General features: G+C 41.8%; 22 protein-coding genes and 2 pseudogenes. 19 read left to right on the top strand and 5 right to left on the bottom strand.

The window, feature by feature from the left end:
* Positions 1–118, bottom strand: a pseudogene (locus H5125_RS07170) (IS3 family transposase); the annotation flags it as partial.
* 206 nt (positions 119–324) lie between these two features.
* Between H5125_RS07170 and H5125_RS07165 the strand changes: the two are divergent.
* The 3 genes from H5125_RS07165 to H5125_RS07155 are packed head-to-tail and all read left to right on the top strand — an operon-like array spanning position 325 to position 3877.
* Positions 325–1296 carry a glycosyltransferase family 2 protein gene (locus tag H5125_RS07165; RefSeq protein WP_182743885.1) on the top strand — a complete coding sequence of 324 codons (972 nt, stop codon included), beginning with the start codon at positions 325–327 and terminating at the stop codon, positions 1294–1296.
* Positions 1296–2036, top strand: coding sequence for a bifunctional 2-polyprenyl-6-hydroxyphenol methylase/3-demethylubiquinol 3-O-methyltransferase UbiG (locus tag H5125_RS07160; RefSeq protein WP_220487256.1), 741 nt, complete (start codon positions 1296–1298; stop codon positions 2034–2036). Before H5125_RS07165 ends, H5125_RS07160 begins: the two co-directional genes overlap by 1 nt.
* A complete protein-coding gene (locus H5125_RS07155) occupies positions 2033–3877 on the top strand; it encodes a GtrA family protein (RefSeq protein ID WP_182743884.1) in 1845 nt (614 codons plus the stop codon). The genes H5125_RS07160 and H5125_RS07155 overlap by 4 nt, the downstream gene beginning before the upstream one ends.
* Before the next feature lie 53 nt (positions 3878–3930).
* Here H5125_RS07155 and H5125_RS22350 read toward each other — a convergent pair whose 3' ends face one another.
* Positions 3931–5139 (bottom strand): tyrosine-type recombinase/integrase, encoded by a 1209-nt coding sequence (locus H5125_RS22350; RefSeq protein WP_409085811.1) that lies wholly within the window; start codon positions 5137–5139, stop codon positions 3931–3933.
* Between the two features lie 494 nt (positions 5140–5633).
* On the opposite strand from H5125_RS22350, the gene H5125_RS07145 reads away from it, so the two are divergent.
* Positions 5634–6113: a DUF2947 domain-containing protein gene (locus tag H5125_RS07145; RefSeq protein ID WP_011636628.1), complete on the top strand. Its 480-nt coding sequence runs from the start codon at positions 5634–5636 to the stop codon at positions 6111–6113.
* An 80-nt stretch (positions 6114–6193) separates the two neighbouring features.
* Positions 6194–6754: a chalcone isomerase family protein gene (locus H5125_RS07140; protein ID WP_182743883.1), complete on the top strand. Its 561-nt coding sequence runs from the start codon at positions 6194–6196 to the stop codon at positions 6752–6754.
* 220 nt (positions 6755–6974) lie between these two features.
* Here the strand turns inward: H5125_RS07140 and H5125_RS07135 are convergent, their stop codons facing one another.
* The 3 genes from H5125_RS07135 to flgA all read right to left on the bottom strand — a co-directional run bounded on the left by H5125_RS07135 (position 6975) and on the right by flgA (position 8661).
* On the bottom strand, positions 6975–7448 hold the full coding sequence (locus H5125_RS07135) for a flagella synthesis protein FlgN (protein ID WP_182743882.1): 474 nt from the start codon (positions 7446–7448) through the stop codon (positions 6975–6977).
* 101 nt (positions 7449–7549) lie between these two features.
* Positions 7550–7879 (bottom strand): flagellar biosynthesis anti-sigma factor FlgM, encoded by a 330-nt coding sequence (gene flgM, locus H5125_RS07130; protein ID WP_011636631.1) that lies wholly within the window; start codon positions 7877–7879, stop codon positions 7550–7552.
* 74 nt (positions 7880–7953) lie between these two features.
* Positions 7954–8661 carry a flagellar basal body P-ring formation chaperone FlgA gene (gene flgA / locus H5125_RS07125; protein ID WP_101085442.1) on the bottom strand — a complete coding sequence of 236 codons (708 nt, stop codon included), beginning with the start codon at positions 8659–8661 and terminating at the stop codon, positions 7954–7956.
* Between the two features lie 369 nt (positions 8662–9030).
* Here flgA and H5125_RS07120 point away from each other — a divergent pair, with 369 nt between their 5' ends.
* The 14 genes and pseudogenes from H5125_RS07120 to H5125_RS22165 all read left to right on the top strand — a co-directional run.
* Complete coding sequence (locus tag H5125_RS07120) at positions 9031–9951, top strand: chemotaxis protein CheV (RefSeq protein WP_162022644.1); 921 nt, start codon at positions 9031–9033, stop codon at positions 9949–9951.
* 72 nt (positions 9952–10023) lie between these two features.
* The gene (locus H5125_RS07115; protein WP_101085440.1) at positions 10024–10857 is read left to right on the top strand and encodes a protein-glutamate O-methyltransferase CheR; all 834 of its coding nucleotides are present in this window, start codon (positions 10024–10026) and stop codon (positions 10855–10857) included.
* A gap of 136 nt (positions 10858–10993) precedes the next feature.
* Positions 10994–11392 (top strand): flagellar basal body rod protein FlgB, encoded by a 399-nt coding sequence (gene flgB, locus H5125_RS07110; protein WP_182743881.1) that lies wholly within the window; start codon positions 10994–10996, stop codon positions 11390–11392.
* A gap of 2 nt (positions 11393–11394) precedes the next feature.
* Positions 11395–11811: a flagellar basal body rod protein FlgC gene (gene flgC, locus H5125_RS07105; RefSeq protein ID WP_101085435.1), complete on the top strand. Its 417-nt coding sequence runs from the start codon at positions 11395–11397 to the stop codon at positions 11809–11811.
* Between the two features lie 23 nt (positions 11812–11834).
* Positions 11835–12620 carry a flagellar hook assembly protein FlgD gene (flgD, locus tag H5125_RS07100; protein WP_162022646.1) on the top strand — a complete coding sequence of 262 codons (786 nt, stop codon included), beginning with the start codon at positions 11835–11837 and terminating at the stop codon, positions 12618–12620.
* A gap of 60 nt (positions 12621–12680) precedes the next feature.
* Positions 12681–14069 carry a flagellar hook protein FlgE gene (gene flgE / locus H5125_RS07095; RefSeq protein ID WP_182743880.1) on the top strand — a complete coding sequence of 463 codons (1389 nt, stop codon included), beginning with the start codon at positions 12681–12683 and terminating at the stop codon, positions 14067–14069.
* Between the two features lie 288 nt (positions 14070–14357).
* Positions 14358–15101, top strand: a complete 744-nt coding sequence (gene flgF, locus H5125_RS07090; protein ID WP_101085429.1) for a flagellar basal-body rod protein FlgF — start codon at positions 14358–14360, stop codon at positions 15099–15101.
* Positions 15102–15112: 11 nt separating this feature from the next.
* Positions 15113–15901: a flagellar basal-body rod protein FlgG gene (gene flgG / locus H5125_RS07085; protein ID WP_123777077.1), complete on the top strand. Its 789-nt coding sequence runs from the start codon at positions 15113–15115 to the stop codon at positions 15899–15901.
* A gap of 9 nt (positions 15902–15910) precedes the next feature.
* Positions 15911–16585, top strand: a complete 675-nt coding sequence (flgH, locus tag H5125_RS07080) for a flagellar basal body L-ring protein FlgH (protein WP_101085425.1) — start codon at positions 15911–15913, stop codon at positions 16583–16585.
* A gap of 10 nt (positions 16586–16595) precedes the next feature.
* On the top strand, positions 16596–17702 hold the full coding sequence (locus H5125_RS07075) for a flagellar basal body P-ring protein FlgI (protein WP_182743879.1): 1107 nt from the start codon (positions 16596–16598) through the stop codon (positions 17700–17702).
* A gap of 17 nt (positions 17703–17719) precedes the next feature.
* Entirely contained in the window at positions 17720–18877 is a 1158-nt protein-coding gene (flgJ, locus tag H5125_RS07070) for a flagellar assembly peptidoglycan hydrolase FlgJ (RefSeq protein ID WP_182743878.1), read from the top strand.
* Positions 18877–20787 (top strand): flagellar hook-associated protein FlgK, encoded by a 1911-nt coding sequence (gene flgK / locus H5125_RS07065; protein WP_182743877.1) that lies wholly within the window; start codon positions 18877–18879, stop codon positions 20785–20787. Before flgJ ends, flgK begins: the two co-directional genes overlap by 1 nt.
* Before the next feature lie 10 nt (positions 20788–20797).
* Positions 20798–22018: a flagellar hook-associated protein FlgL gene (gene flgL, locus H5125_RS07060; protein ID WP_182743876.1), complete on the top strand. Its 1221-nt coding sequence runs from the start codon at positions 20798–20800 to the stop codon at positions 22016–22018.
* A gap of 128 nt (positions 22019–22146) precedes the next feature.
* A pseudogene (locus H5125_RS22165) lies at positions 22147–22685 on the top strand (flagellin); the annotation flags it as partial.

Here is a 22685-nt window from a genome sequence, read left to right as displayed (position 1 = left end):
ATTTACCCGCACCTGACATATCTTCAATTTGCTTGTTCGTGTAACCCTGTTCGACCATCAGCTTGGCATATTCTAATTTTTGAAGAGGGCTGACAGTGATTTTCGTTTTTCTAATCATGATAAATGCCTTTAAGATTTTGCTTATTTTAAGCTATAAATCTCTACAGTTTCATTAGACCATTACAACCATTGATAGGGTTTGGATAACGAATTCGCTCATGCTCTTTCTTTAGCATCAAATATCATTCTGAAATTAATTTTGATTTACTTTGCTATACAAATAAATCAAACTAAAAGATAAAAAATATGTTAACGGATTAACGGATGATTCAGCTTTCCCCAACCTCGAAAGAATTCGAAAAATTTGATGGTATTTCCCTTATTGTACCAGTCTACAACGAAGCTCTGTCGATAGCTCAATTCTGCCAGAGTGTGACCTGTGCACTTAAAGGTTTATGCAATTTCGAAATTGTTTTTATCAACGATGGAAGTCGTGATGATACAGAACGAACTATTGAGTCAATAATGCATGATGATAGCCTATTCCCTATAACGCTCGTTAACTTATCTAGAAATTTTGGTAAAGAAGCTGCGCTTGCTTCTGGTATGCAACGTGCCAGAGGAGAGGCTGTCATACCCATGGATGTTGATCTACAAGACCCGCCAGAATTAATTCCGGAGATGATTGAAAAATGGAAAGCTGGTGCAAAGATAGTGAATGCTCGACGAATCGATAGATCGGAAGATAGCTTCTTTAAGCGGACTTCCGCCAAGATATTCTATTACATTTATAACACAATGACGGAATATCCAATCCCCAAGAATGTCGGTGATTTTAGGCTGTTAGATAGAGTTGTTGTTGAGTCAATTTTAACAATTGGCGAAAGGTCTCGCTTCAATAAAGGCATATTTAACTGGGTAGGCTATGAAACATCAGAGGTTACATTTTCAAGACCCAATCGCGATACGGGTTCAAGTAAGTGGTCCTGTTGGAAACTCATTAAGTTAGCCCTAGATGGTCTTTTTACCTCATCAACATTGCCTTTGCGCATATGGACTTATTTAGGCTTAACCATGGTATTTCTGTCGATGATATACGGGCTCATAATTTTTTTTACCACATTGATTTTTGGCCGAGATGTTCCCGGTTACGCTTCAACCGTATTACTGATTCTGACGTTTGGTGCGCTCAATATGATTGCATTAGGGATCATGGGCGAATACATAGGTCGTATCTATGAAGAAGTACGCCAACGTCCACTTTATATCATTCGCTCAATCAATAGGACGTTCTAATGGACCGCGTAGTTTTCGAACGGATGGCGACTCTTGAAGATGAACACTGGTGGTTTGTTGCTCGAAGAAAGATCATTGCGGCTCTTATAAATAGATATATTGAGCTACCTATTAAAGCAAAAGTTCTCGAAGCAGGCTGTGGTACTGGTGGCAATTTAGCACTACTAAAACGCTATGGTCAGCTTTCAGCCTTTGAATATGATGAGCCCGCACGTTTAGCAGCCAAAGCTAAGTCAGGAATTGATGTTCAAGTAGGAGCTTTGCCGGATTGTTTGCCCTTTCAAGATGAAAGCTTTGATCTTATCTGTATGTTGGACGTACTAGAGCACATCAGTGATGACACTCGCTCGCTCGAAGCGTTAAGTCATCTTCTTACAGCCAACGGCCATATTTTGGTGACCGTCCCCGCCTATCCATGGTTATGGTCAAAGCACGATGAAATACATCACCATCATCGACGATACAATGAAGAGGTATTGTTAAAGGTAGCTTCAGAAGCTGGTTTGAAGGTGGAACATGTGTTTCATTTTAATATGCTGTTATTCCCGATCGCAATATTGTTTCGCATCGGGAAGTGGCTGTTAAATTCAAAAAAAGCGGATGATGAAATACCAAGTCCATGGATGAATATACTCTTACGAGAAATATTTTCGTTAGAACAACACATGGTAGGCAAAAAATTTTCAATGCCATTCGGGCTAACACTCGGCGTCATTCTCACAAAAAATAATCCATTATGATAACAACATATCTCCGATTTATTGCTATTGGTGTGGCGTCAACCATTACCCATGTGTTTGTTGCGCTGTTGAGTGCCAAAATTTTGGGGCTTGATGCAGTATCTGTGAATTTTAGTGGGTTCATTATCGCGACAGTCATTTCCTATGTTGGACATACCCGTTTCACGTTTGAGATAAAGCCTAAACACCACTTCCACTTACCTCGTTTTCTTGTCACCGCGTTATTAGGGTTGGTACTGTCAAGCTTAATTGTTTCTTTTTCAACTCATGCCCTCGAATGGTCGCTTACTAAAGCTATGTTCCTTGTGGCTATCGTCACACCAGTAGCCACATTTCTCATGTTGAAATTTTGGGTATTTCGATTAACCGATATTCCCTCACAAAAGGTGCTAATCGGCGCATTGGTATCAATCCTGCCATGCGTGGCCTTTTTGAAGATTTATCTTGGACAGATAATTAACCATGACTCTGCTTGGTATTTAGTCGCAACAAGAAAGTGGCTCGAGGGGCAATCTCTATACGACAAAATTTTAGAGGTAAATCCGCCGCTAAATTTTTATTACACCGCGCCAGCTATTTGGCTTGCTGATGTGATGGGAATAAGTGACACCGCTGCACAATATGCACTGTTTGCTACGTTTATTGGATGTTCACTATTTTGGTGCTGGAGCATTCTGGACAGAGCGCAAAAGTTTAGTGACTTAAAAAATATCTTACTGGTATTAGGAATAGGTTTTACGGTTGTCATTACCGGACTTCCATACGCTGTTCAGCGAGAACACTTATTAGTGGTGCTACTTTTACCTTGGATAGTCGGTCTTCTTGCACAGCAAGATCGTGAGAAAGAAAAAAAGGTTATCGGCAGAGCGGCTTTTGCTGCAATGGGAATTTGCCTCAAACCATTCTTTATTATCTATCCTATTTTTATAACCGCTTTTTTTATCAATTCACAACGCTCATTGCGCCCCATAACCTCTTATGCCAATATGACAATGGCGCTGGTAGGTTTATGTTATGTAGCCTTTGTAACATTAGTTCATCCCGCATATTTTTCGACAATGCTGCCGTTGGCAAAATTGACTTACACATACGCAAACACCACAATGGTGATTTTAAGCCAGTTCGAATTTATCCCTTTACTCGGTTTTATTGTCCTAGCCATCGGTTCTTATAAACACAATAAGCGAATCTCGAATATTTTCTTAAGTCTTGTGCTCTCCTCGCTTACGATCTATCTGATCCAATGGAAGGGATTTAGTTATCACTTATTACCGCTATACAGTTGGATAGTGCTCTTTTGTTGCTGGACCATGGTTGAACAATATCCGCCAATCAAACTAAAAGTCTTGGCGTTGCTTTTAGTAACATTTATATCGTCATGGTTTATAAAAATAGGGATATATCAAGTCTATCAAACTGAATGGCTGATGCAGCGGCTTCAACAATTTAAACCGTTTAGCAGCTTAGTCGTATACAGTACTTATGTTTCTATCGGGCCTATTTTAGCGTTAAGAAATGATGCTGAGTGGGCATCTCGCTATCCAACATTTTGGACAATTCCGGCAATTGCCAACACAGACGCAGAGCAATCTTGTAATAGTAGCGCCGAACTGTGTCAGCGCTTGAAGGTAATCGCGATTGAAACCAGAAAGCACATCATGGATGATCTTATCCATTATTCCCCTGAGCTAGTTGTCATAGATAATATACCGGGATACATCACCAACAGAGATTTTTCATTGGTAAAATTCTTCAGTCATGATGCTGAAATAGTTGAATTTTTAGATTCAAAATATGTGGTTAACTCGGATAGTCGTTTCTACTATCTAACTCGCAAATGATAGTAAACCACTACGTTTGAGTTAAAAGTATTCATAGATTTGAATTAGCAGCGTCAACAGATGCTGTTGATTTGCTGTTTAAGTGCCTGCTGTTCCTCTTTTGAGAGAACTTTAAACTCCCTGAACAATTTATCAACTTTTGACTCCTGCCGCACAGTCCCTAAAAGCTGTGCGGTAGTAATTCCTAATTCAGCTCTAACATTTTCAATATCTAAGTGAGCATAGGTACTGGCAGTGATGCTGATATCGCTATGACCTAACAGCTTACTAGTCGTTTGAATGTTACCGCCTCGCATGACGCTCCAGCTGGCGATAGTTCGCCTTAAATCGTGAATGGTGATGTTATCACCTTTTTCAGTGCCACGAAGCTCTGCACGTTCTGTAATGCGATGCCAAAAGCTACCTTTACCTGCCTTTTCGATAATGTGGCCTGATTGACTGCGCTCACTCGGGAATACAAAGCGTTCACCTTTAGCTGCTTCTTGGCTTCGTCTGGTAAGAATGTCCATCGCTTCTTTAGTGAGTGGTACTGCATGGGGCTTTTTAACTTTCATTTTGTTGGTAGGGATAAGCCAAATGCCACGTTGATGATCTATCTCGCGCCACTCCATGCTAAACACGCAGCTTTTGCGCTGGCCTGTTAATAGCAGCATCATCACCACATCACGGTAAATAGGTAGTTCTAACTCTAATGCTTCTAGTAATCGCTTAACTTCATGCTCGGCTAAAATACGTTCTCGCTTTGTGCCTGATAGTTTTTTGATATGCACAAATGGATTAACAGGTTGGTCGCTGAACATTGACTTGAGCAACGTCAGGCACTTGTTTCTAATGGCAGCGGAGTTTTTAGTGATAATCAGTTTAATGAAGTTGTCTGCATCCGTTTTAGAAATGCTTTCAACTCTTAAATGACCAATGCGTGGTTTGATATGTTTGTTCCAAATGGAATGAACATCATCCAATGACTTTTGGCGGCGCTCACCAGACTTAATCTTGATGATGAACTCAGCAACGTATGCGTCAAATAATTGTTGAACAGATAAGGATAGGGCATCTTCAAGGGCTATCGCTACTTTGGCTTGTCGTTTAGATTCGTTGGGATTCACACCTTGTGCTATGTCTACAGCGATTAATTTAGCCTGCTTTCGTGCCTGCTCAATGGTCAAATTGGGGAAGAGGCCAATAGTGACGGCAACGTCTTTTTCTAAGTACTTGCTTCTAAAGCGAAAATGCTTTTTGCCTGATGGCATAACTTCTAAAATTAGGCCTTTTACTGACTCTCTTTGGTCTAAATCGGCAATTCTATAGCGTTTTAGGGCACTTTATAGCTGTTCAAAACAGCGTTTATTGAAAGTAAATTCTTTATCCATAATCACTTAGCCTCAAAAGTTGTGCCGCCTATGTGCCGCCTCTGGAATCTATTTTGACTAATTTACAGTAATTTTTGTTAATGTCAAAAACGTGATTATAGATTTAAGGTGTTGATAAATAACATTTAGTTAATTTTGGTTAAAGTCAACCAAACTCACCTGTGGGGAGACCATATAATTTATGTTAATTCTTGCAACTATTCTTTTTACCCTCATTTTCATTTAGTCGTTTTTTTCCTAGATTCAGACTTTTCTTTAATTAATCTTTTTATCTTCAGTATTAATATTTTAACAAATCATCACATCATTTATCCCTGTCGCTATCGCAGTCTGATCGGCTTTAGCGCTATAATTGCGTTTCATTTTTTGTTGCTAGGAGCAGTTGTTTGTCACATTCATATATTCCGTTTGATCTTTATAAGCGTAAGTGGATTTTTAACCATAAAGATTTGCCTGTATCAGATGATGATAAGGCCTTGATTAAGCCATTGACCGATAAAAGTGCCATGGAAGTGTGGGATAAGTGGATAAGCAATAAGAGCAGTCGTGCAGAGCTGTTTGAAAAAGGTGATTGGCCAATAAAGCAAGATGCTTGGGCGGCAACGGAGCATTGGCAGTCGGCATGGGATTCTAATGATAATGCGATGCCCGAAGCAATTATTGCGCATATTCAATGGCCTGATGATGCGGTGGTGTACTTTTGCTATGAAAAATACCAAATTGTTGAAACTCGCTGGGATGTGTTTGTGCGTAATTGGAAGTGCTTTTTATTTTTTGATGATGGTCCAATTTTAATCTCGCCAAAGCACAAGCAAGCATTGATGTTTCTACAGAATGGCCAATATAAATTAGGCGTTCGCGGTTAAATTACCCGACTTGAGTTGCGGTTGTTGGTTAAACGGCTGATGGTGTAGTCGTTGATATTGCAGTTTTTTAGAGAGTTTATATGAAATTATTAGCTTCAATTGGATTGAGCTTATCGTTAATGATGCCGTTGTTGGCGCAAGCTAGCATGATTGCAGATGTTGATGTAGCAGAGCAAATTACAGTAGCAGAGCAGCCATTGATATTGAATGGCGCTGGTGTACGCAGTAAGTTTTTTATGGATTTATATGTGGGTAGTTTATATCTGCCGACAAAAGTGCACACTCTAGAAGATGTGCTTACTCAGCCGATAGCGGTGATCCAGCTAACGATTACTTCTGGGATGATCACTTCAAACAAAATGCGTGATGCCATTACTGAAGGTTTTGAAGCTGCTACCGACAGTGACACACACTCAATTGCCAAAGATATTGAACATTTTACCCAATTGTTTGCAGATGAAATTGTCGACGGTGATCAATTTACTTTTGTCACCCAAAAAGGCAAGGGCGTGAGCAGTATCAAAAATGGTAATGCTCAGGGAGATATTGCTGGAGAGGCATTTCGTCAGGCTTTACTTAAGATTTGGTTAGGTGAAACTCCGGTACAACAAAGTTTACGCCAAGCTATGCTAGCTCAATAAATCACCTGCTAGGTTCTAGGGCAGACTTCTAGGTTCTAGGGCGGACTACGTCCTGCTAGGGTCGCTGTGCTTCTAGGGACAGCTTCGCTGCTAAGATTTTATAGCCTCTAGCCGCGAAGCGTCCTAGCAGCGTAGCGCTCTAGGCTGTCGCTAAGGTTTTATAGCCTCTAGCCGCGAAGCGTCCTAGCAGCGCAGCGCTCTAGGCTGTTGCTAAGTTTTATTAGGCTGAAAAGTCATTGCCCAGCGTTGAAATGGTAGAAGTTTTACCTTTGTCATTGTAGGTCAAGCTTGAGGCATTGCGGCTGGCTTGTAATGCCTGGGCAAATCGATTGAGGCTGGCGATATTGAGCTCAATCAAGCTGGCATTCTGACTGTTGATGTCTTTGCACTCGGCGAGAATAGCTTTAGCTCGTGAGACCTGTTGTGCCAGTTCAGTATCGGTGGTGAGCAGATTGTGCTGTGGGTGGCTTGCCAGTTTTTCGTCAGTGGCTTTCATATTGAATAAGCACTGGGTTTTATCTTTGGAAAGCGCCAGCAGTTTGTCGGCATCTTGTTTGGATAATGCCGCTTTCTCTTCAACAATCAGCGATTTCAGCTGCGTTAATGTCTGATTTTGACTATCAAGCAGTTGGTGTAGCTCTTTGCGTTGATCTTCGCTTGCTTGCTTGTGTAATGGCTGGTTTAACTCTGTCATAAATTACTCTTAGGTTTTTTTAACTAACACTTCTCTATGATGCAAGTTTGCACCTATTATCTGTGTGTCGTTAAAACAAGTTAAAGAGTAACGTTTAACGGTTACTCTCTGTCAAACGATAAACCGCCTAGCTCTGCTTCAAAGCTGGCAATATTCGCTGCAAGCTTTTCTGGATCGACTTTATATCGTCCCTCAGAGATTGCTTGCTTAATTTCAGCGACCTTTTTTTGGTCTACTTCTGGTAACGATGCCATTTTTGTTTGCGCGCTCTGAAGCTGTTGAGCTTGAGAGGTAATGCTAACGGAATCTGTTTTAACCGGTGCAGCTGATTTTGGGGCTGCAGTAGTTGTAGATTGCGTAGCAGACTGCGTGTCACGTGCAGTGCGCATTTGTGTATTGGTAGCAGTGTTATGCTTAATATCAATTGCCATGGGAGGCTCCAGCGTAATGAATCAGGTTTTCCAATCAGGCTATCGGCACCCCAGGAAAAAACTTTAACGCTATTTTACATTCTTACTTCAACTTCGCCAACGCCAATTACAACCGCATCGAATTGTTTGCTAGTGTTACTGTTTTTTACTCTGATAACCTCATCGATATTGCCATCACGCAATGCTTCCCCAAGGGTTTTTATTTCTACATTAGTGGTCTTAGCATAAATAGAAACAGTGTCACCTTTGCAAACAAAGCACAGGTTATTGCTTAATACTGGAGAGTCTTTCGCTACCCGACGTTTCACCCGCGAGCCGATTAATGTCGTAGTGTCGGAAAAAAACTGACCTTTTAAGCTATATTGGTCAACATACATGACTTGTAAATGATGTTCGCCAATAATTTGGTCAGGGGACAATAGTTGGTTGGCCACCACAACAGGGTATTGGATTTCGACTCGAACAGAGAGATACATTTGCCATGGATAGTCATAGTCAGGGCTATTACAACTGAGTTTTACCATGTTATTTCGACTAATAGCCCGTTCACTGGCAAGTTCGACATTAATCGGTGGGTAACAGGCTGGTGGACTGATTCTGCCCTCAAGGTTTTGTGGGGTTATTTGCACTTTAGCTTTTGAGTCAGCATCAATTTTTTTGGCTACCGCCTCTTTAGCTAACGCATAAATGGTCGATAGTGAAGGTGTGATAATTTCTTCGCTAGCAATTGCAGGCAAAGAAAATGTTATTGAACACAAAAAACATAAAAAAAATACTTTCATAATGAAGATACTAGCTTGTTTTGCCAGAATGCACCTATACTTTGAAAAACGAAAAATATGCGAGTAATCTCTGCATACACAATAAGCTAAAATAAATGGGCTAGGGGACATAAGAATAACATTATCCCTTCGTCAAAAAAGTGTCAGTTCACAGTGCGAGCTAATTTATACAAAATTAAAGCAAGTTGCATGCCCACTTTTTGATTCATTAAATTGAGATGTATTTGTTAGATTGGTGATGGTTTACACTCAAATTGAGTGACCATCAGTAAGATATGTACTAACCGTATTATGCTAAACCAAGGTTTACTATAATTTCAAAGAACAATTTTTATCCTTTTGGGTGACAGTTAACTACAAGGCCTTGTTATGTCGAGCATTTTAGATTCAGTAAATAAACGTACCCAACTTGTCGGGCAAAACAGACTCGAGCTGCTATTGTTTAGGCTTAGCGGCCGTCAACGGTTTGGCATTAACGTGTTTAAAGTGAAAGAGGTTTTGCAATGCCCACCACTGACTACGTTGCCTAAATTAAACCGTTTTGTTAAAGGTGTTGCTCATATTCGTGGCTCAACCATTTCCGTTATCGATTTAAGTGCCGCAACGGGTGGACGCCCACTGACATCAACAGAAAATTGCTTTATTATCATTTCTGAATATAACCGTAGTATTCAAGGCTTTTTAGTCAGTTCAGTTGAACGTATTATCAACATGAATTGGGAAGCCATTATGCCTCCACCGCAAGGTTCTGGCCGTTCTTCTTATTTAACTGCGGTGACAGAGATTGAAGGTGAGTTGGTTGAGATTCTAGACGTTGAAAAAATTCTTGATGAAATTTCACCGGTTAAGACTTCTATCAGTAAAGAGCTTAATGAAGCATTAACTATTGATAGAGAACAGCATTATCATATTATGGTTATTGATGATTCTGCTGTAGCACGTAAACAAATTATTCGTTCGTTAGAGTCATTAAATCTGCAAATCGATACCGCTAAAGATGGTAGAGAGGCGCTGGAAAAACTGAAAAGTATTGCCGCAGAAATGGATGATGTTTCAGTTGAAATTCCGTTAATCATTTCTGATATTGAAATGCCTGAAATGGATGGTTATACCTTAACGGCTGAAATTCGTAATGATCCAAAATTAAAGAATATCAAAGTCGTATTGCACACATCATTAAGTGGTGTATTTAACCAAGCGATGGTACAAAAAGTAGGGGCTAACGACTTTATTGCTAAGTTTAATCCCGATGAGTTAGCCGCAGCGGTTAACAAACATTTAAGTTTATAAACCTTTTATTATTGCAAAAGATTGCAAAATATTAGAGGTTGAGTTCATAGGCTTACCTATTAGGAAGATAATGTGACAGATAAATCACTTGCTGAAGCAGAGTACAATCAATTTAGGCTGTTTTTAGAACAGCATAGCGGTATTGTGTTAGGTGAGAACAAACAATATTTAGTCCGCAGTCGTTTAGCGCCTTTGATGGGGAAGCATAATTTGCCTTCTTTGTCTGAGGTAGTTAAAAAGTCGATGAAACCGATAGAACGGCAACTGCGCGCTGAAGTGATAGATGCGATGACCACCAATGAAACGTTATGGTTTCGAGACCGTTATCCATTTGAATTACTGCACAATACTCTATTGCCTGAATACAGTAAGCTTGGCAGACCATTAAAAATTTGGTCGGCTGCGTGCTCTTCAGGTCAAGAACCTTATTCGTTGGCCATGACGGTGTTGGAATATCAACAACGTAAACCTGGTGCTTTACCAGGAGGCGCGACAATTCAGGCAACAGATTTATCACCTTCTATGCTAGATCGTTGTAAAAATGCTGAATATGATGGTTTAGCACTTGCTCGTGGTTTGTCTGAAGAACGTAAACGTCAGTTTTTTGATGCTTTACCTTCGGGTAACATGAAAGTTAAAGATAATGTGAAGCGATTAGTTAACTTTAGAGCCCATAATCTACTTGAAAGTTATAGCCTATTAGGTAAATACGATATTATTTTTTGCCGCAATGTGTTGATTTACTTTGCTCCTGAGGCAAAGGCTAAAATTTTGCGGCAATTTGCTGCCGCACTTAATCCTAAAGGTATTTTATTTTTGGGTGCGTCAGAATCTCTTGCGGGATTAACCGAAGAATTTAATATGGTTCGCTGTAATCCTGGGATTTATTATCAAAAGAAAACCTAGATAATATAATAACTTAATCTATTTATCATGCCGGCATTCGTCGGCATGTTTGTTTTTATCTTTTATTCCCTCATAAATTAAATTGTTGGCATAACCTTTGCTTTATTTCTACCAGTTAGCTGATGGAGGCAATTTTATGGCGATTAATTTCGATAATGCATTAGGTGTTCACCAATACTCTTTGGGCATTCGAGCTCAAAGAGCAGAAGTGATTTCAAGTAATATCGCCAATGCCAATACTCCTCATTATAAAGCTCAAGATGTCAATTTTGCTTCTGCTATGCAAGCGGCAAGCTCGCATCAGAAAGGCTTGAGTATGAGCCAAACCACAGAGAAACATTTTGATTTAACGGCGTTAAGTCAACAGCATGTTCAATATCGTATGCCAAATCAAGCTGATACTGGCGATGGTAATACTGTCGATACGCAGAAAGAGCAAGCAGCATTTATGCAAAATGCGCTCGAATATCAAATGTCATTAGGCTTTCTTGAGGGAAAATTTAGTGGCATGCGTAAAGCATTGCGAGGTGATTAATTATGAGTTTATTTAATATTTTTAATGTTTCTGGTTCAGGTATGTCTGCGCAGTCAGTGCGTTTGAATACCACCGCCAGTAATATTGCCAATGCTGATTCTGTGTCTAGCAGTGTCGATAAAACCTATCGCGCGCGTCATCCTGTTTTTGAAGCCGAAATGCTAAAAGCCAATAGCCAGCAAAACAGTTCGCCTGGCGTAACCGTTAAAGGCATTGTCGAAAGTAATAAGCCATTATTAAAAGAATACTCGCCAGACCATCCCATGGCGGATGGTGATGGTTTTATCTATAAACCTAATGTCAATGTGATGGAAGAAATGGCGGATATGATTTCTGCATCGCGTTCTTATCAAATGAACGTTCAGGTGGCTGATGCAACAAAGTCTATGTTGCAACAGACATTAAGGATGGGTAAATAGTATGATTATTCCAGGAGGTAACAATGAGCCTCGTTAATTCTTACAGTCAGTCTTTACCGCAACAATCCAGTAGTGCATCTAATACTAGCGCTACAACGAAAAGTTCTGTACAGACAAATACGACCAGCACGACTACGGGTAATCCTTTCCTAGACGGAATTCGTTTGCCTGAAGAAAGCGCTATCCCTGAATCAAAAGATCAGATGTTAAAGCAAGAAGATTTTTTTGCTTTACTCAGTCAGCAATTGTCGATGCAAGATCCGTTTAAACCGGTTGATAACGATCAAATGATTGCCCAAATGGCATCGTTTTCTACAGTCGATGGTATTTCAAATCTTAATGATGAAATCCTTAACCTTAATACTGTGATGAGTTCTAGCCAGGCGTTACAAGCTTCAGGCTTGGTTGGCCGCAAAGTGCTCATTCCTTCTGATACCGGCGCTATCTCTACCGAAAGCTCTGAGATAAAAGGGGTGATTAGTACACCTTCAGCAATTGAAACGATTACGGTAAGAGTTGAAGACGAGTCGGGTCAGCTTATTAAGAGCTTTAATGTTGACGGCAGTAAAGGCGGCAATGTTGATGTGACTTGGGATGGTCTAGATAAAAGTGGTAACCCAGCTAAAGCGGGTAATTATGCCATTAAGGCCAGTGGTAAAGTCGATGGAACGTCACAAGATTTAGCCGTATCGACCTACGCTCATGTTACCAGTGTGTCATTAGGCACTGTAGCAACAGGAGCAATTTTGAATTTGCGTGGAGTAGGTGGAATTAAATTATCTGACGTACTCGCAGTATCTGAAACATAGTACGGCTAACAACAAACCGTTAGCTGTCATCATAAATGAATTAATTGTGAGAGGTGTAATATGTCATTTAACATCGCATTGAGTGGTATCGCTGCCGCGCAAAAAGACTTAAATACAACTGCGAATAACATCGCCAACGTCAATACTATTGGTTTTAAAGAATCGCGAGCTGAATTTGCTGACGTTTACGCCAATTCAATTTTTTCTAACAGTAAAACAGCTGTGGGTGGCGGTGCAACTACCACACAAGTTGCGCAGCAGTTTCATCAAGGTAGCTTGCAATTTACCAGTAACTCGTTGGATATGGCGATCAGTGGTGGTGGCTTCTTTGTTACCTCTTCAGAATTAGGTTCGCAAGATCAGTCATACACCCGTGCGGGTGCGTTTAAAGTTGACTCAAGTAATTATATGGTCGACTCAGCAGGTAATTTTTTACAAGGTTTCCCGGTGGATGAAGATGGTAACTCAACTTCAGTGAGTTTAACCACAACCCAACCGATTAAGATCCCTGACACGGCGGGTAGCCCAGTGCAAACTGAAAATGTTGGTTTGCAGATGAATCTTAATGTGAGTGAAACAGCCCTAGATCCAACTAAGTTTAATCCTGCAGATTCTGATACATTCAATAATTCCACCTCAGTGACGATTTATGATTCGTTAGGCGAGTCGCATATTATGACCACCTACTTTGTTAAACCCACTGGTGGTTCGCATACTGGCGAAAGTAATTGGGTAGCTTTTTATGCTGTTGATGGTGATCCTGTCGATGTAACAACTGCTGGGAAATATGCAACGGATACAGATACTGACACTGATGGTGATGGTCTCGTGGATCCAACAGGGCTCGCGTCTGCTGTTAATCCGGGCACGGCTGGAGGAGCATGGTCAGGTGCGGTGCTTAAATTTAACTCTGTTGGTGCTTATACTGGCAGTGATCCTGAAATTATTACCACCGAAGTATTAGGTGCTGCTGGTGCAGGTGCTTTAGGCCCTGGCGCTGATGGTACTCAAGCGCTTACGATAAAATTTAATAGTCCAACTCAGTATTCATCTCCGTTTGAAGTGACTGAATTAACTCAAGATGGTATTACCGTAGGTCGATTAACCAATGTTGGTATTGGTTCCGATGGTTTAATTACCGCGAGTTACAGTAATGGCTCAACGGTTCCGTTAGCGCGCGTGGCATTAGTACGCTTTGCTAATGAACAAGGCCTTACACAGGTGGGTAATACATCTTGGAAAGCCAGTATCGATTCAGGTGCTGCATTAGCGGGAGAAGCCAATAGCGGTACATTTGGTAGTATTCGTTCATCTGCGCTTGAGCAATCAAACGTTGATTTAACCACAGAGCTGGTTGATTTAATCTCGGCTCAGCGTAACTTCCAGGCTAACTCGCGTACGCTTGAAGTCAACAACACCTTAAATCAAACGATATTACAAATCCGCTAAGTTTACGTTTACTTTTACCTTATCAATTTATATTTACGTGATAATAGGTGTTGCCGTTTACGGCAACACCTTGCCTTTATCCTTGTTATTGTTACTCCTCGCTACTCCTTGTTATTACCTCACTAGTGTTGATAGATGCTTTTTTGACACTCACGCGTTATTCGTTAATTTTATTGATTAACCGATTCATGTAGTTACCTCCTTATAACACAACTTAAATCTCATTGGCATGATGCTTGCTTATTCTGTGTATATAGTGTTTTTGCAGAAAGTTTGACGGAGCAAAAAATGGACAAATTTCTTTATATTGCCATGAGTGGCGCAAAGCAGGGGATGAATGCCCTAGCAGTGAGTGCGAACAATCTTGCTAATGCCAATACTGATGGATTTAAAGCTGACATGGTCCAAGCCCGTTCAATGCAGGCATTTGGTGAAGGCTTGCCTACTCGGGTGTTTTCGATGATGGAAAGCCCAGGCAGTAATTTTAACGGTGGTCCGATTAAAACCACTGGTCGTGACCTTGATATTGCGGTTAAGGGGGATGGCTGGCTTGCAGTGCAAGCGGCAGATGGTTCTGAAGGATACACCCGTGCGGGCAGTTTAAAAATTGACAGTACAGGTTTGTTGTTAAATAGCAGTAACCGTCCGGTAATGGGAGCTTCGGGTCCTATTGTGTTACCCATTCCGGTTGAGAAAATAGAAATTTCCGCCAACGGTATTATTTCAGTACGTCCGCAAGGAGCAACCGCTGAAGTGATAGAAGAGGTCGCGAGGATTAAATTAGTTAATCCTGGTAACGAAAACCTAATGCGCGGTGAAGATGGGTTGTTTCGCTTAACTGCGGGTGGCAATGCACCAAACGACCCCGGCGTTCAAGTTGAAAGCGGCGCGGTTGAAGGCAGTAATGTGAACTCAGTGCATGAAATGGTCGCCATGATTGATATTCAACGTCAATACGAAATGCAAGTCAAAATGATGAAGAACGCTGAAGAAATTGATCGGGCGTCCACTTCCTTGATGAGAATTAGTTAGGAGTAATTATTATGCATCCAGCGTTATGGATAAGTAAAACCGGTGTCGATGCCCAGCAAACTAACATTGCCGTTATTTCAAATAACGTGGCCAACGCCAGTACTGTCGGATTTAAGAAAAGTCGTGCGGTATTTGAAGACTTACTTTATCAAACGGTTAATCAAGCCGGTGGTATTAGCTCAGACAACAGCAAGTTACCCAATGGTTTAAACATTGGTGCGGGTACTAAAGTTGTTGCTACCCAAAAAATGTTTACCCAAGGCAACATGCTGACTACCGATAACTCATTAGATTTAATGATTGAAGGTTCGGGCTTTTTTGAAGTGCAAATGCCAGATGGCACAGCAGCCTACACGCGTAATGGCCAGTTCAGCTTAGATGATACTGGTCAGATTGTAACCCCGGGTTCAGGTTATGTGGTGCAACCGCCAATTACCATCCCGGATGATTCCACCAGTATTACGGTATCGGCATCGGGCGAAGTGTCAGTGCAAACCCCTGGTACCGCAGCCAGTCAAGTTATTGGCCAGTTAACCATGACCGATTTTATTAATCCGGCAGGTTTAGATCCGTTAGGACAAAACTTGTATACCGAAACGGGTGCAAGTGGCACACCTATTCAAGGTACTGCGTCGCAAGACGGCTTAGGTTCTATTCGCCAAGGAGCACTAGAAACCTCTAACGTGAATGTAACAGAAGAGTTGGTCAACCTTATTCAAGGTCAACGTATTTACGAGATGAACTCTAAAGTTATCTCAGCAGTTGATCAGATGTTGTCTTATATTAATCAGAATCTCTAAGGAGCTAACATGATTAAATACATTGCGTTAGCCTCAGTAGTGTTATTGGCTGGCTGTAGTTCTACTGCCAAGAAACCGATTGCTGATGACCCATTTTATGCGCCGGTATACCCAGATACCGTTCCGACGCAGGTGGCGCCAACGGGATCTATTTATCTTGATAGCCAAGCATCAAGCTTGTATTCCGATATTCGTGCGCATCGCGTCGGCGACATTATTACCGTGACCTTAAAAGAGTCCACTCAAGCGTCGAAAAGTGCCAATAACGAAATCAAAAAAGGCTCAGATTTAAGTGTAGAGCCCATTTATGCCGGCGGTAAAAATATTTCCATCAGTGGTGTCCCAATTGATTTGGGTTACTCCGACAGCATGAATACCAAGCGCGAGTCTGACGCCGATCAATCTAACAGTTTAGATGGCAGTATTTCGGCCAATATCATCCAGGTACTCAGTAACGGCAACTTGGTGATCCGCGGTGAAAAATGGATTTCTATTAACAACGGTGATGAGTTTATTCGTGTCACCGGAATGATCCGCAGCGAAGACATTAATCCAGACAATACAATCGATTCGACACGAGTGGCTAACGCTCGTATTCAGTATAGCGGTACCGGTACGTTTGCTGACTCCCAAAAAGTCGGTTGGCTGAGTTCATTCTTTATGAGTGACTGGTGGCCTTTTTAAGGAGTAATGCATGAACATTAAACTGATTACGTCGGCTGTATCGATAGTCGCATCAATACTAATGCTAACCGCACCTGCACATGCAGAACGGATTAAAGACATCGCCAGTATTCAAGGGGTGCGAAGTAACCAATTAATCGGTTATGGCTTGGTGGTCGGTTTGCCAGGTACTGGGGAGAAAACCCGTTATACCGAACAAACCTTCAGAACCATGCTCAAAAATTTCGGCATTAATTTACCAGACTCTGTTCGTCCTAATTCAAAGAACGTCGCTGTCGTTGCGGTGCATGCCGAAATGCCTGCCTTTATTAAACCGGGTCAAAATCTTGACATTACCGTGTCCAGTTTAGGCGAAGCCAAAAGTTTACGTGGCGGTACTTTATTGCAAACCTTCCTAAAAGGGGTCGATGGCAATGTGTACGCCATTGCTCAAGGCAGTTTAATTGTCAGTGGTTTTAGTGCCGAAGGACTTGATGGCTCATTGGTGATCCAAAATACCCCAACCGTTGGCCGCATTCCAGGTGGTGCCATTGTTGAGCGCAGCGTTATTAGTCCATTTGCTAGCGGTGATTACCTTACGTTTAATTTACGTCGCTCAGATTTTTCAACCGCCAAACGTACCGCAGATGCAATTAACGATTTACTTGGCCCAGACATGGCAAAGGCCATTGACGCCACCTCTATTCAAGTGAGCGCGCCACGCGATGCATCACAGCGGGTGTCATTTTTATCGGTATTAGAAAACATTGAAGTTATACCGGCGGAAGAGTCAGCCAAAGTGATTGTTAACTCACGTACTGGCACCATTGTGGTTGGCCAAAACGTCAAGTTATTACCCGCGGCTGTCACTCACGGTGGATTAACCGTGACTATTGCTGAAGCCACACAAGTGTCACAACCCAACGCATTAGCGGGTGGTGAAACGGTTGTTACTACAAACAGTACGATTGATGTGTCAGAAAAAGATCGTCGTATGTTTATGTTTAATCCAGGTACCACACTAGACGAACTCGTAAGAGCCGTGAATTTAGTGGGCGCAGCACCATCAGACGTACTTGCCATACTCGAAGCGTTAAAAATGGCAGGCGCTTTGCATGGTGAACTTATCATTATCTAATAATTGTCGGAATGACTATGGAAAAGTTGTCAGCTTCATCGAACTTTCTGGATCTAGGAGGACTAGATTCACTTCGTGTCCAAGCCCAGAAAGACGAGAAGGGGGCACTTAAAGAAGCAGCAAAGCAATTTGAAGGTATTTTTATTCAAATGCTGATGAAAAGCATGCGAGATGCTAATGCCGCGTTTAAGTCAGACAATCCAATGAACAGTGAAACCACTGCGTTTTTTGAACAAATGCGCGATCAGCAAATGTCAGTCGATTTATCCAATAAAGGCATGTTGGGCTTGGCTGAAATGATGGTGCAGCAATTAGACCCAGATGATAGCCCCATTACGCCAGCTTCAGTATTGCGTGGCAATAGTGATTATAAAGTTAACCCAAGTATGTTTGTTGCTCCAGCAACAGAGTTAGATAAAGACACTCTCGATATTATTGCGCCAAAAGATCAAATAGCCGCATCGCATTCTGTAATCGCTAATTCTGATACAGCCCATTCTATTATAGATAGCGCCGAATCGATGCGACCAATGTCAGCCCAACTTACAAATGTGTTAAACGGTGAACAGTTAAATAGTGTATTGCGCGGTGAGCAATTAGCCAGTCAAGCGGTACAAGTAGGCAAGGTATTGCCGCAAACAGATTTTGCAGTTCCTAAAGCTAAAGGCATTGCAGTGAGTCAATTTACTAGCCCAGAACATTTTATTTCAGTCTTGTATCCCCATGCTGAAAAAGCGGCTAAATCGTTAGGAACTTCAGCTGAGGTATTAATTGCCCAGTCCGCTTTAGAAACCGGTTGGGGCCAAAAAGTGGTACGCCGTAACGACGGTACTATGAGTCATAACCTGTTTAATATTAAAGCAGACAAGCGTTGGCAAGGTGATAAAACCTCAGTCAATACATTGGAGTTTGAAAAGGGCATTGCGGTGCAACAAAAAGCGGATTTCAGAATGTATGACAACCTTGAACAGAGCTTTAATGACTTTGTGTCGTTTATTAATCAAGGCGATCGTTATCAGGATGCGCGTAAAGTTGCCAGCGAGCCAACTCAGTTTATTAAAGCATTACAAAAAGCCGGCTACGCCACCGACCCTCAATATGCCAATAAAGTCATCAATGTGATGAAGTCGGTAAAAGAAGGCCTTAAATCTATATTACCTGTGGAGACTAAATAATGTCGATTGACTTACTCAATATCGCTCGCACAGGCGTCCAAGCATCTCAAGCTCAGTTAGGTGTGACCAGTAATAACATTGCCAATGCCAATACTGAAGGTTACAACAGACAAGTTGCTACCCAGTCATCATTAGAATCACAACGCTTGGGCAATAATTTTTATGGCACCGGCACGTATGTGTCCGATGTTAAACGTGTTTACAACGAGTTTGCTGCACGTGAATTACGCATCGGTCAAACAAGCATGAGTGCGGCTGAAACGTCTTACAGTAAGTTAAGTGAGCTAGACCAGATTTATTCTCAAATTGGCAAAATGGTCCCAGAAAATCTAAACAACTTTTTTGCAAGCATCAATAGTGTGGCCGATTTACCAACAGATCTTGGTATTCGCACTAACAGCTTAAGTTCTGCGCAACAGTTAGCCGCTGGTCTGAATCAAATGCAATCACAACTAGATGGCCAGGTGAAACAAACCAATAGCCAAATAGAATCCATTACCACCCGTATTAATGAAATCAGTAAAGAACTAGGCAACATTAATTTAGAGTTGATGAAATCTCAAGACCAAGACAGTCAAGTACTAGACAAACAAGACGCACTCATTTTAGAGCTCAGCCAGTATGCTCAGGTTAATGTCATCCCTTTAGATACCGGCGCAAAGTCAATTATGCTGGGCGGCTCAGTAATGTTGGTGTCAGGTGAAGTGTCGATGTCGATGGGCATCAGTACCGGCGATCCTTATCCAAATGAACCACGCATTAATGCCTCTATTGGCGATAAAACCCTTAACATTGACCCGTCTAAATTAGGCGGTCAACTTGGCGCACTATTTTCATTTAGAGACGACACCTTATTACCGGCCAGTACTGAACTCGGTCAATTAGCATTAGGCATAGCAGACACCTTTAACGAAATGCAATCCAAAGGTTTTGATTTAAATGGTGACGTTGGTAGTGATATTTTTCGTGATATTAACGACCCATTAATGGCATCTGGCCGTGTCGGAAGTCATTCTACTAATAGCGGTACGGCAGCCATGTCGGTCAATATTGACGATGTTGGCGCATTGTCAGGAAGCACCTACCAACTAAGTTTTACCACAGCGAATGGTTATCAATTAACAGATAATCAAACCGGAAAAGTATCAAACTTAACATTATCGGGTACTCAATTAACAAGTAGTGCAGGTTTTAGCATTAATGTTGCCGGCGGCCCAATAGCGGATGGTGATAAGTTTGAAATTCGTCCAACGGCTGGTGCTGCAGGTTTAAAAGTAGTGATGACCGACCCTAAAGGCATTGCCGCTGCGGGGCCAACTTTAACATCGGCCTCAACTAATTTAGGTAACACTTCAGTTAGCTTAAACAGCATGGATTCAACTGTAGCGGGTTTCCAGGTTGGTTCAACGATTACTTTCAAGCTCGACACTACAACACCGACGACTTACCAAGCATTTAATGCCGCCGGTACCGAAATAGGCACTGGTCCATACTCTTATTCTGGTAACAATATCAACGCTTTTGGTATGGACTTTGATATTACTGGTTCTGGTACCTCAAATAGCTTTACGTTTGATTTAGCATTTGCCGAAGGTAACAACAACAACGCAGTTGAAATGGCCAAGTTATCAGACGTTAAATTAATGAATAACGGCACTGGCACCTTAACCAGCGTGTTTGAAAATACTAAATTAGATATTGGTAGCCAAACTAAGTCTGCTGAAGTGCGCGTGGGCTCGGCGACGGCAATATATCAACAAGCGAGTACCCGAGTGCAAAGTGAATCGGGTGTAAACCTTGATGAAGAAGCAGCAAACTTATTGCGCTTTCAACAATCTTATCAAGCAGCCGCCAGAATTATGACTACAGCACAAACCATTTTCGATACTTTATTAAGCTCGGTTCGCTAGGAGATACATCATGAGAATTTCTACCGGACAGATGTTTCAGCAAAACACCAATAGCATATTAAACAAGCAATCTGCCACCAATAGCATCATAGCGCAGATTGATAGTGGTAAAAGAGTCAATACCGCTGGTGACGACCCAGTTGCAGCCATCGGCATTGATAACTTAAAGCAAAAAAATACCTTAATAGATCAATTTGTAAAAAACATTGATTACGCCACTAATCACATTCAACAAGCCGAAAGCCAGTTAGGTCAAGCCGATACCTTAGTTGGCAGCATGAAAGAGTCTGTGCTTCGCGGCATTAACGGCAGCATGACTTCCGCCGAGCGGCAAGTGATTGCCGATGACATGCGTCAAAGTCTTGAACAATTAATGTCCATTGCCAATACCAAAGACGAATCGGGTAATTATATTTTTGCGGGCAATAAAACCAACAGTGCACCTTTTGCTTTCGCTAACAATGGCGATGTGGTTTACAGCGGTGACTCCGGTATTCGTAAAAGCAATGTTGCTGCAGGGGTACAAGTTAATACCAATGTGCCAGGCGACGCCGCCTTTATGAATGCACCAAATCCCATGGGCGATTATGGCGTCAATTATTTGCCGTCTCAGCAAGGCGACTTTGTTGTATCTAGCGCCAAAATCGTACCGCAAATACCAGCGGTACCGCATGTGGCTGATGTATATCAGTTTGTTTTTACCGATAACGGTACTGGCGGCACAAATGTTGAAGTCTTCAACAGTGCTGTTCCGGCAATAAGTGTCGCACCATTAGCCGCTTTTGACGCGTCTTTGCCGGTAAAGGTAAACGATATTGAAGTAACCATAAAAGGAACCCCTAAAGCTGGCGATAGTTTCAGCATCAATGAAGTCGCACAAGTCAGTATTTTCGATACGTTCAGCAAGGCTATCGCATTATTTGAAAGTGGTGATGATGCACAAACACCTGCTGGCCAGTCAGAGTTGGCACAGCTCTTGAATAACATTGATAGTGGCGTCAATCAAATGAGTCAGCAACGTAGCTTAACGGGTAACAGCCTGAAAGTGCTGCAGCAGTATAGCGATAATCATACTGATGAAAAGTTGATTAACACCTCGGCTCTATCAAAGTTAGAAGATTTAGATTTTGCCTCGGCCATTACCGAATTTGAAAAGCAACAACTCGCACTCAGCGCAGCATCGAGTTTGTTCAGTAAAGTAAGTTCGACCAGTTTGTTTGACTATATATAAAACGTTTTAAGTTTGTATCGATATAAGGTCTTTTATAAAAAGGCTCTTATAAAAAGTAACAGTTTAATGATTAACCGTTTAGCCAAGCTCCGAGTCTTGGCGTTCAACTAAGAAGAGGAATTTTACATATGGCTATTTCAGTTAATACTAACGTCACTTCAATGAAGTCACAGCTAAGCTTAAATAAAGCAAACAGTAACCTTTCAACGTCAATGGAGCGTTTATCTACTGGTATGCGCATCAACAGTGCTAAAGACGATGCAGCAGGCTTGCAAATCTCTAACCGTATGTCGAGCCAAATTAACGGTATTGGTGTCGCGATGCGTAATGCCAACGACGGTATTTCAATGGCGCAAACCGCCGAAGGCGCGATGAGCGAGTCAACCAATATTTTACAGCGTATGCGTGACTTGTCTTTACAGTCTGCTAACGGTTCAAACTCGGCAGAAGACCGTGGCGCAATGCAAAAAGAGCTAGCAGCATTGCAAAGTGAGTTAACCCGTATTGCTGACACCACATCCTTTGGAAGTAGCAAGTTGGTGGATGGCTCGTTTGGCACTAAAAACTTCCAAATTGGTGCCAACGCCAATGAAACCATATCATTAACCATGAAAGACGTGTCGTCAGCGGCTATTGGTCGCACCTACCAGAGCTTCGATACAGCGAC

Origin of the sequence: Shewanella sp. SR44-4, from assembly GCF_014163715.1 — a bacterium.
In the GTDB taxonomy this organism is placed as follows: domain Bacteria; phylum Pseudomonadota; class Gammaproteobacteria; order Enterobacterales; family Shewanellaceae; genus Shewanella.
This window is presented reverse-complemented; position numbering and strand designations above follow the sequence as displayed.

Excerpts from the sequence above, each read along its gene's own strand:
- H5125_RS07165 (WP_182743885.1), top strand. The coding sequence starts at position 325 with ATGATTCAGCTTTCCCCAACCTCGAAAGAATTCGAAAAATTTGATGGT.
- H5125_RS07160 (WP_220487256.1), top strand. The coding sequence starts at position 1,296 with ATGGACCGCGTAGTTTTCGAACGGATGGCGACTCTTGAAGATGAACAC.
- H5125_RS07155 (WP_182743884.1), top strand. The coding sequence starts at position 2,033 with ATGATAACAACATATCTCCGATTTATTGCTATTGGTGTGGCGTCAACC.
- H5125_RS07140 (WP_182743883.1), top strand. The coding sequence starts at position 6,194 with ATGAAATTATTAGCTTCAATTGGATTGAGCTTATCGTTAATGATGCCG.
- H5125_RS07135 (WP_182743882.1), bottom strand. The coding sequence starts at position 7,448 with ATGACAGAGTTAAACCAGCCATTACACAAGCAAGCAAGCGAAGATCAA.
- flgM (WP_011636631.1), bottom strand. The coding sequence starts at position 7,879 with ATGGCAATTGATATTAAGCATAACACTGCTACCAATACACAAATGCGC.
- flgA (WP_101085442.1), bottom strand. The coding sequence starts at position 8,661 with ATGAAAGTATTTTTTTTATGTTTTTTGTGTTCAATAACATTTTCTTTG.
- H5125_RS07120 (WP_162022644.1), top strand. The coding sequence starts at position 9,031 with ATGTCGAGCATTTTAGATTCAGTAAATAAACGTACCCAACTTGTCGGG.
- flgB (WP_182743881.1), top strand. The coding sequence starts at position 10,994 with ATGGCGATTAATTTCGATAATGCATTAGGTGTTCACCAATACTCTTTG.
- flgC (WP_101085435.1), top strand. The coding sequence starts at position 11,395 with ATGAGTTTATTTAATATTTTTAATGTTTCTGGTTCAGGTATGTCTGCG.
- flgD (WP_162022646.1), top strand. The coding sequence starts at position 11,835 with ATGAGCCTCGTTAATTCTTACAGTCAGTCTTTACCGCAACAATCCAGT.
- flgE (WP_182743880.1), top strand. The coding sequence starts at position 12,681 with ATGTCATTTAACATCGCATTGAGTGGTATCGCTGCCGCGCAAAAAGAC.
- flgF (WP_101085429.1), top strand. The coding sequence starts at position 14,358 with ATGGACAAATTTCTTTATATTGCCATGAGTGGCGCAAAGCAGGGGATG.
- flgG (WP_123777077.1), top strand. The coding sequence starts at position 15,113 with ATGCATCCAGCGTTATGGATAAGTAAAACCGGTGTCGATGCCCAGCAA.
- flgH (WP_101085425.1), top strand. The coding sequence starts at position 15,911 with ATGATTAAATACATTGCGTTAGCCTCAGTAGTGTTATTGGCTGGCTGT.
- H5125_RS07075 (WP_182743879.1), top strand. The coding sequence starts at position 16,596 with ATGAACATTAAACTGATTACGTCGGCTGTATCGATAGTCGCATCAATA.
- flgJ (WP_182743878.1), top strand. The coding sequence starts at position 17,720 with ATGGAAAAGTTGTCAGCTTCATCGAACTTTCTGGATCTAGGAGGACTA.
- flgK (WP_182743877.1), top strand. The coding sequence starts at position 18,877 with ATGTCGATTGACTTACTCAATATCGCTCGCACAGGCGTCCAAGCATCT.
- flgL (WP_182743876.1), top strand. The coding sequence starts at position 20,798 with ATGAGAATTTCTACCGGACAGATGTTTCAGCAAAACACCAATAGCATA.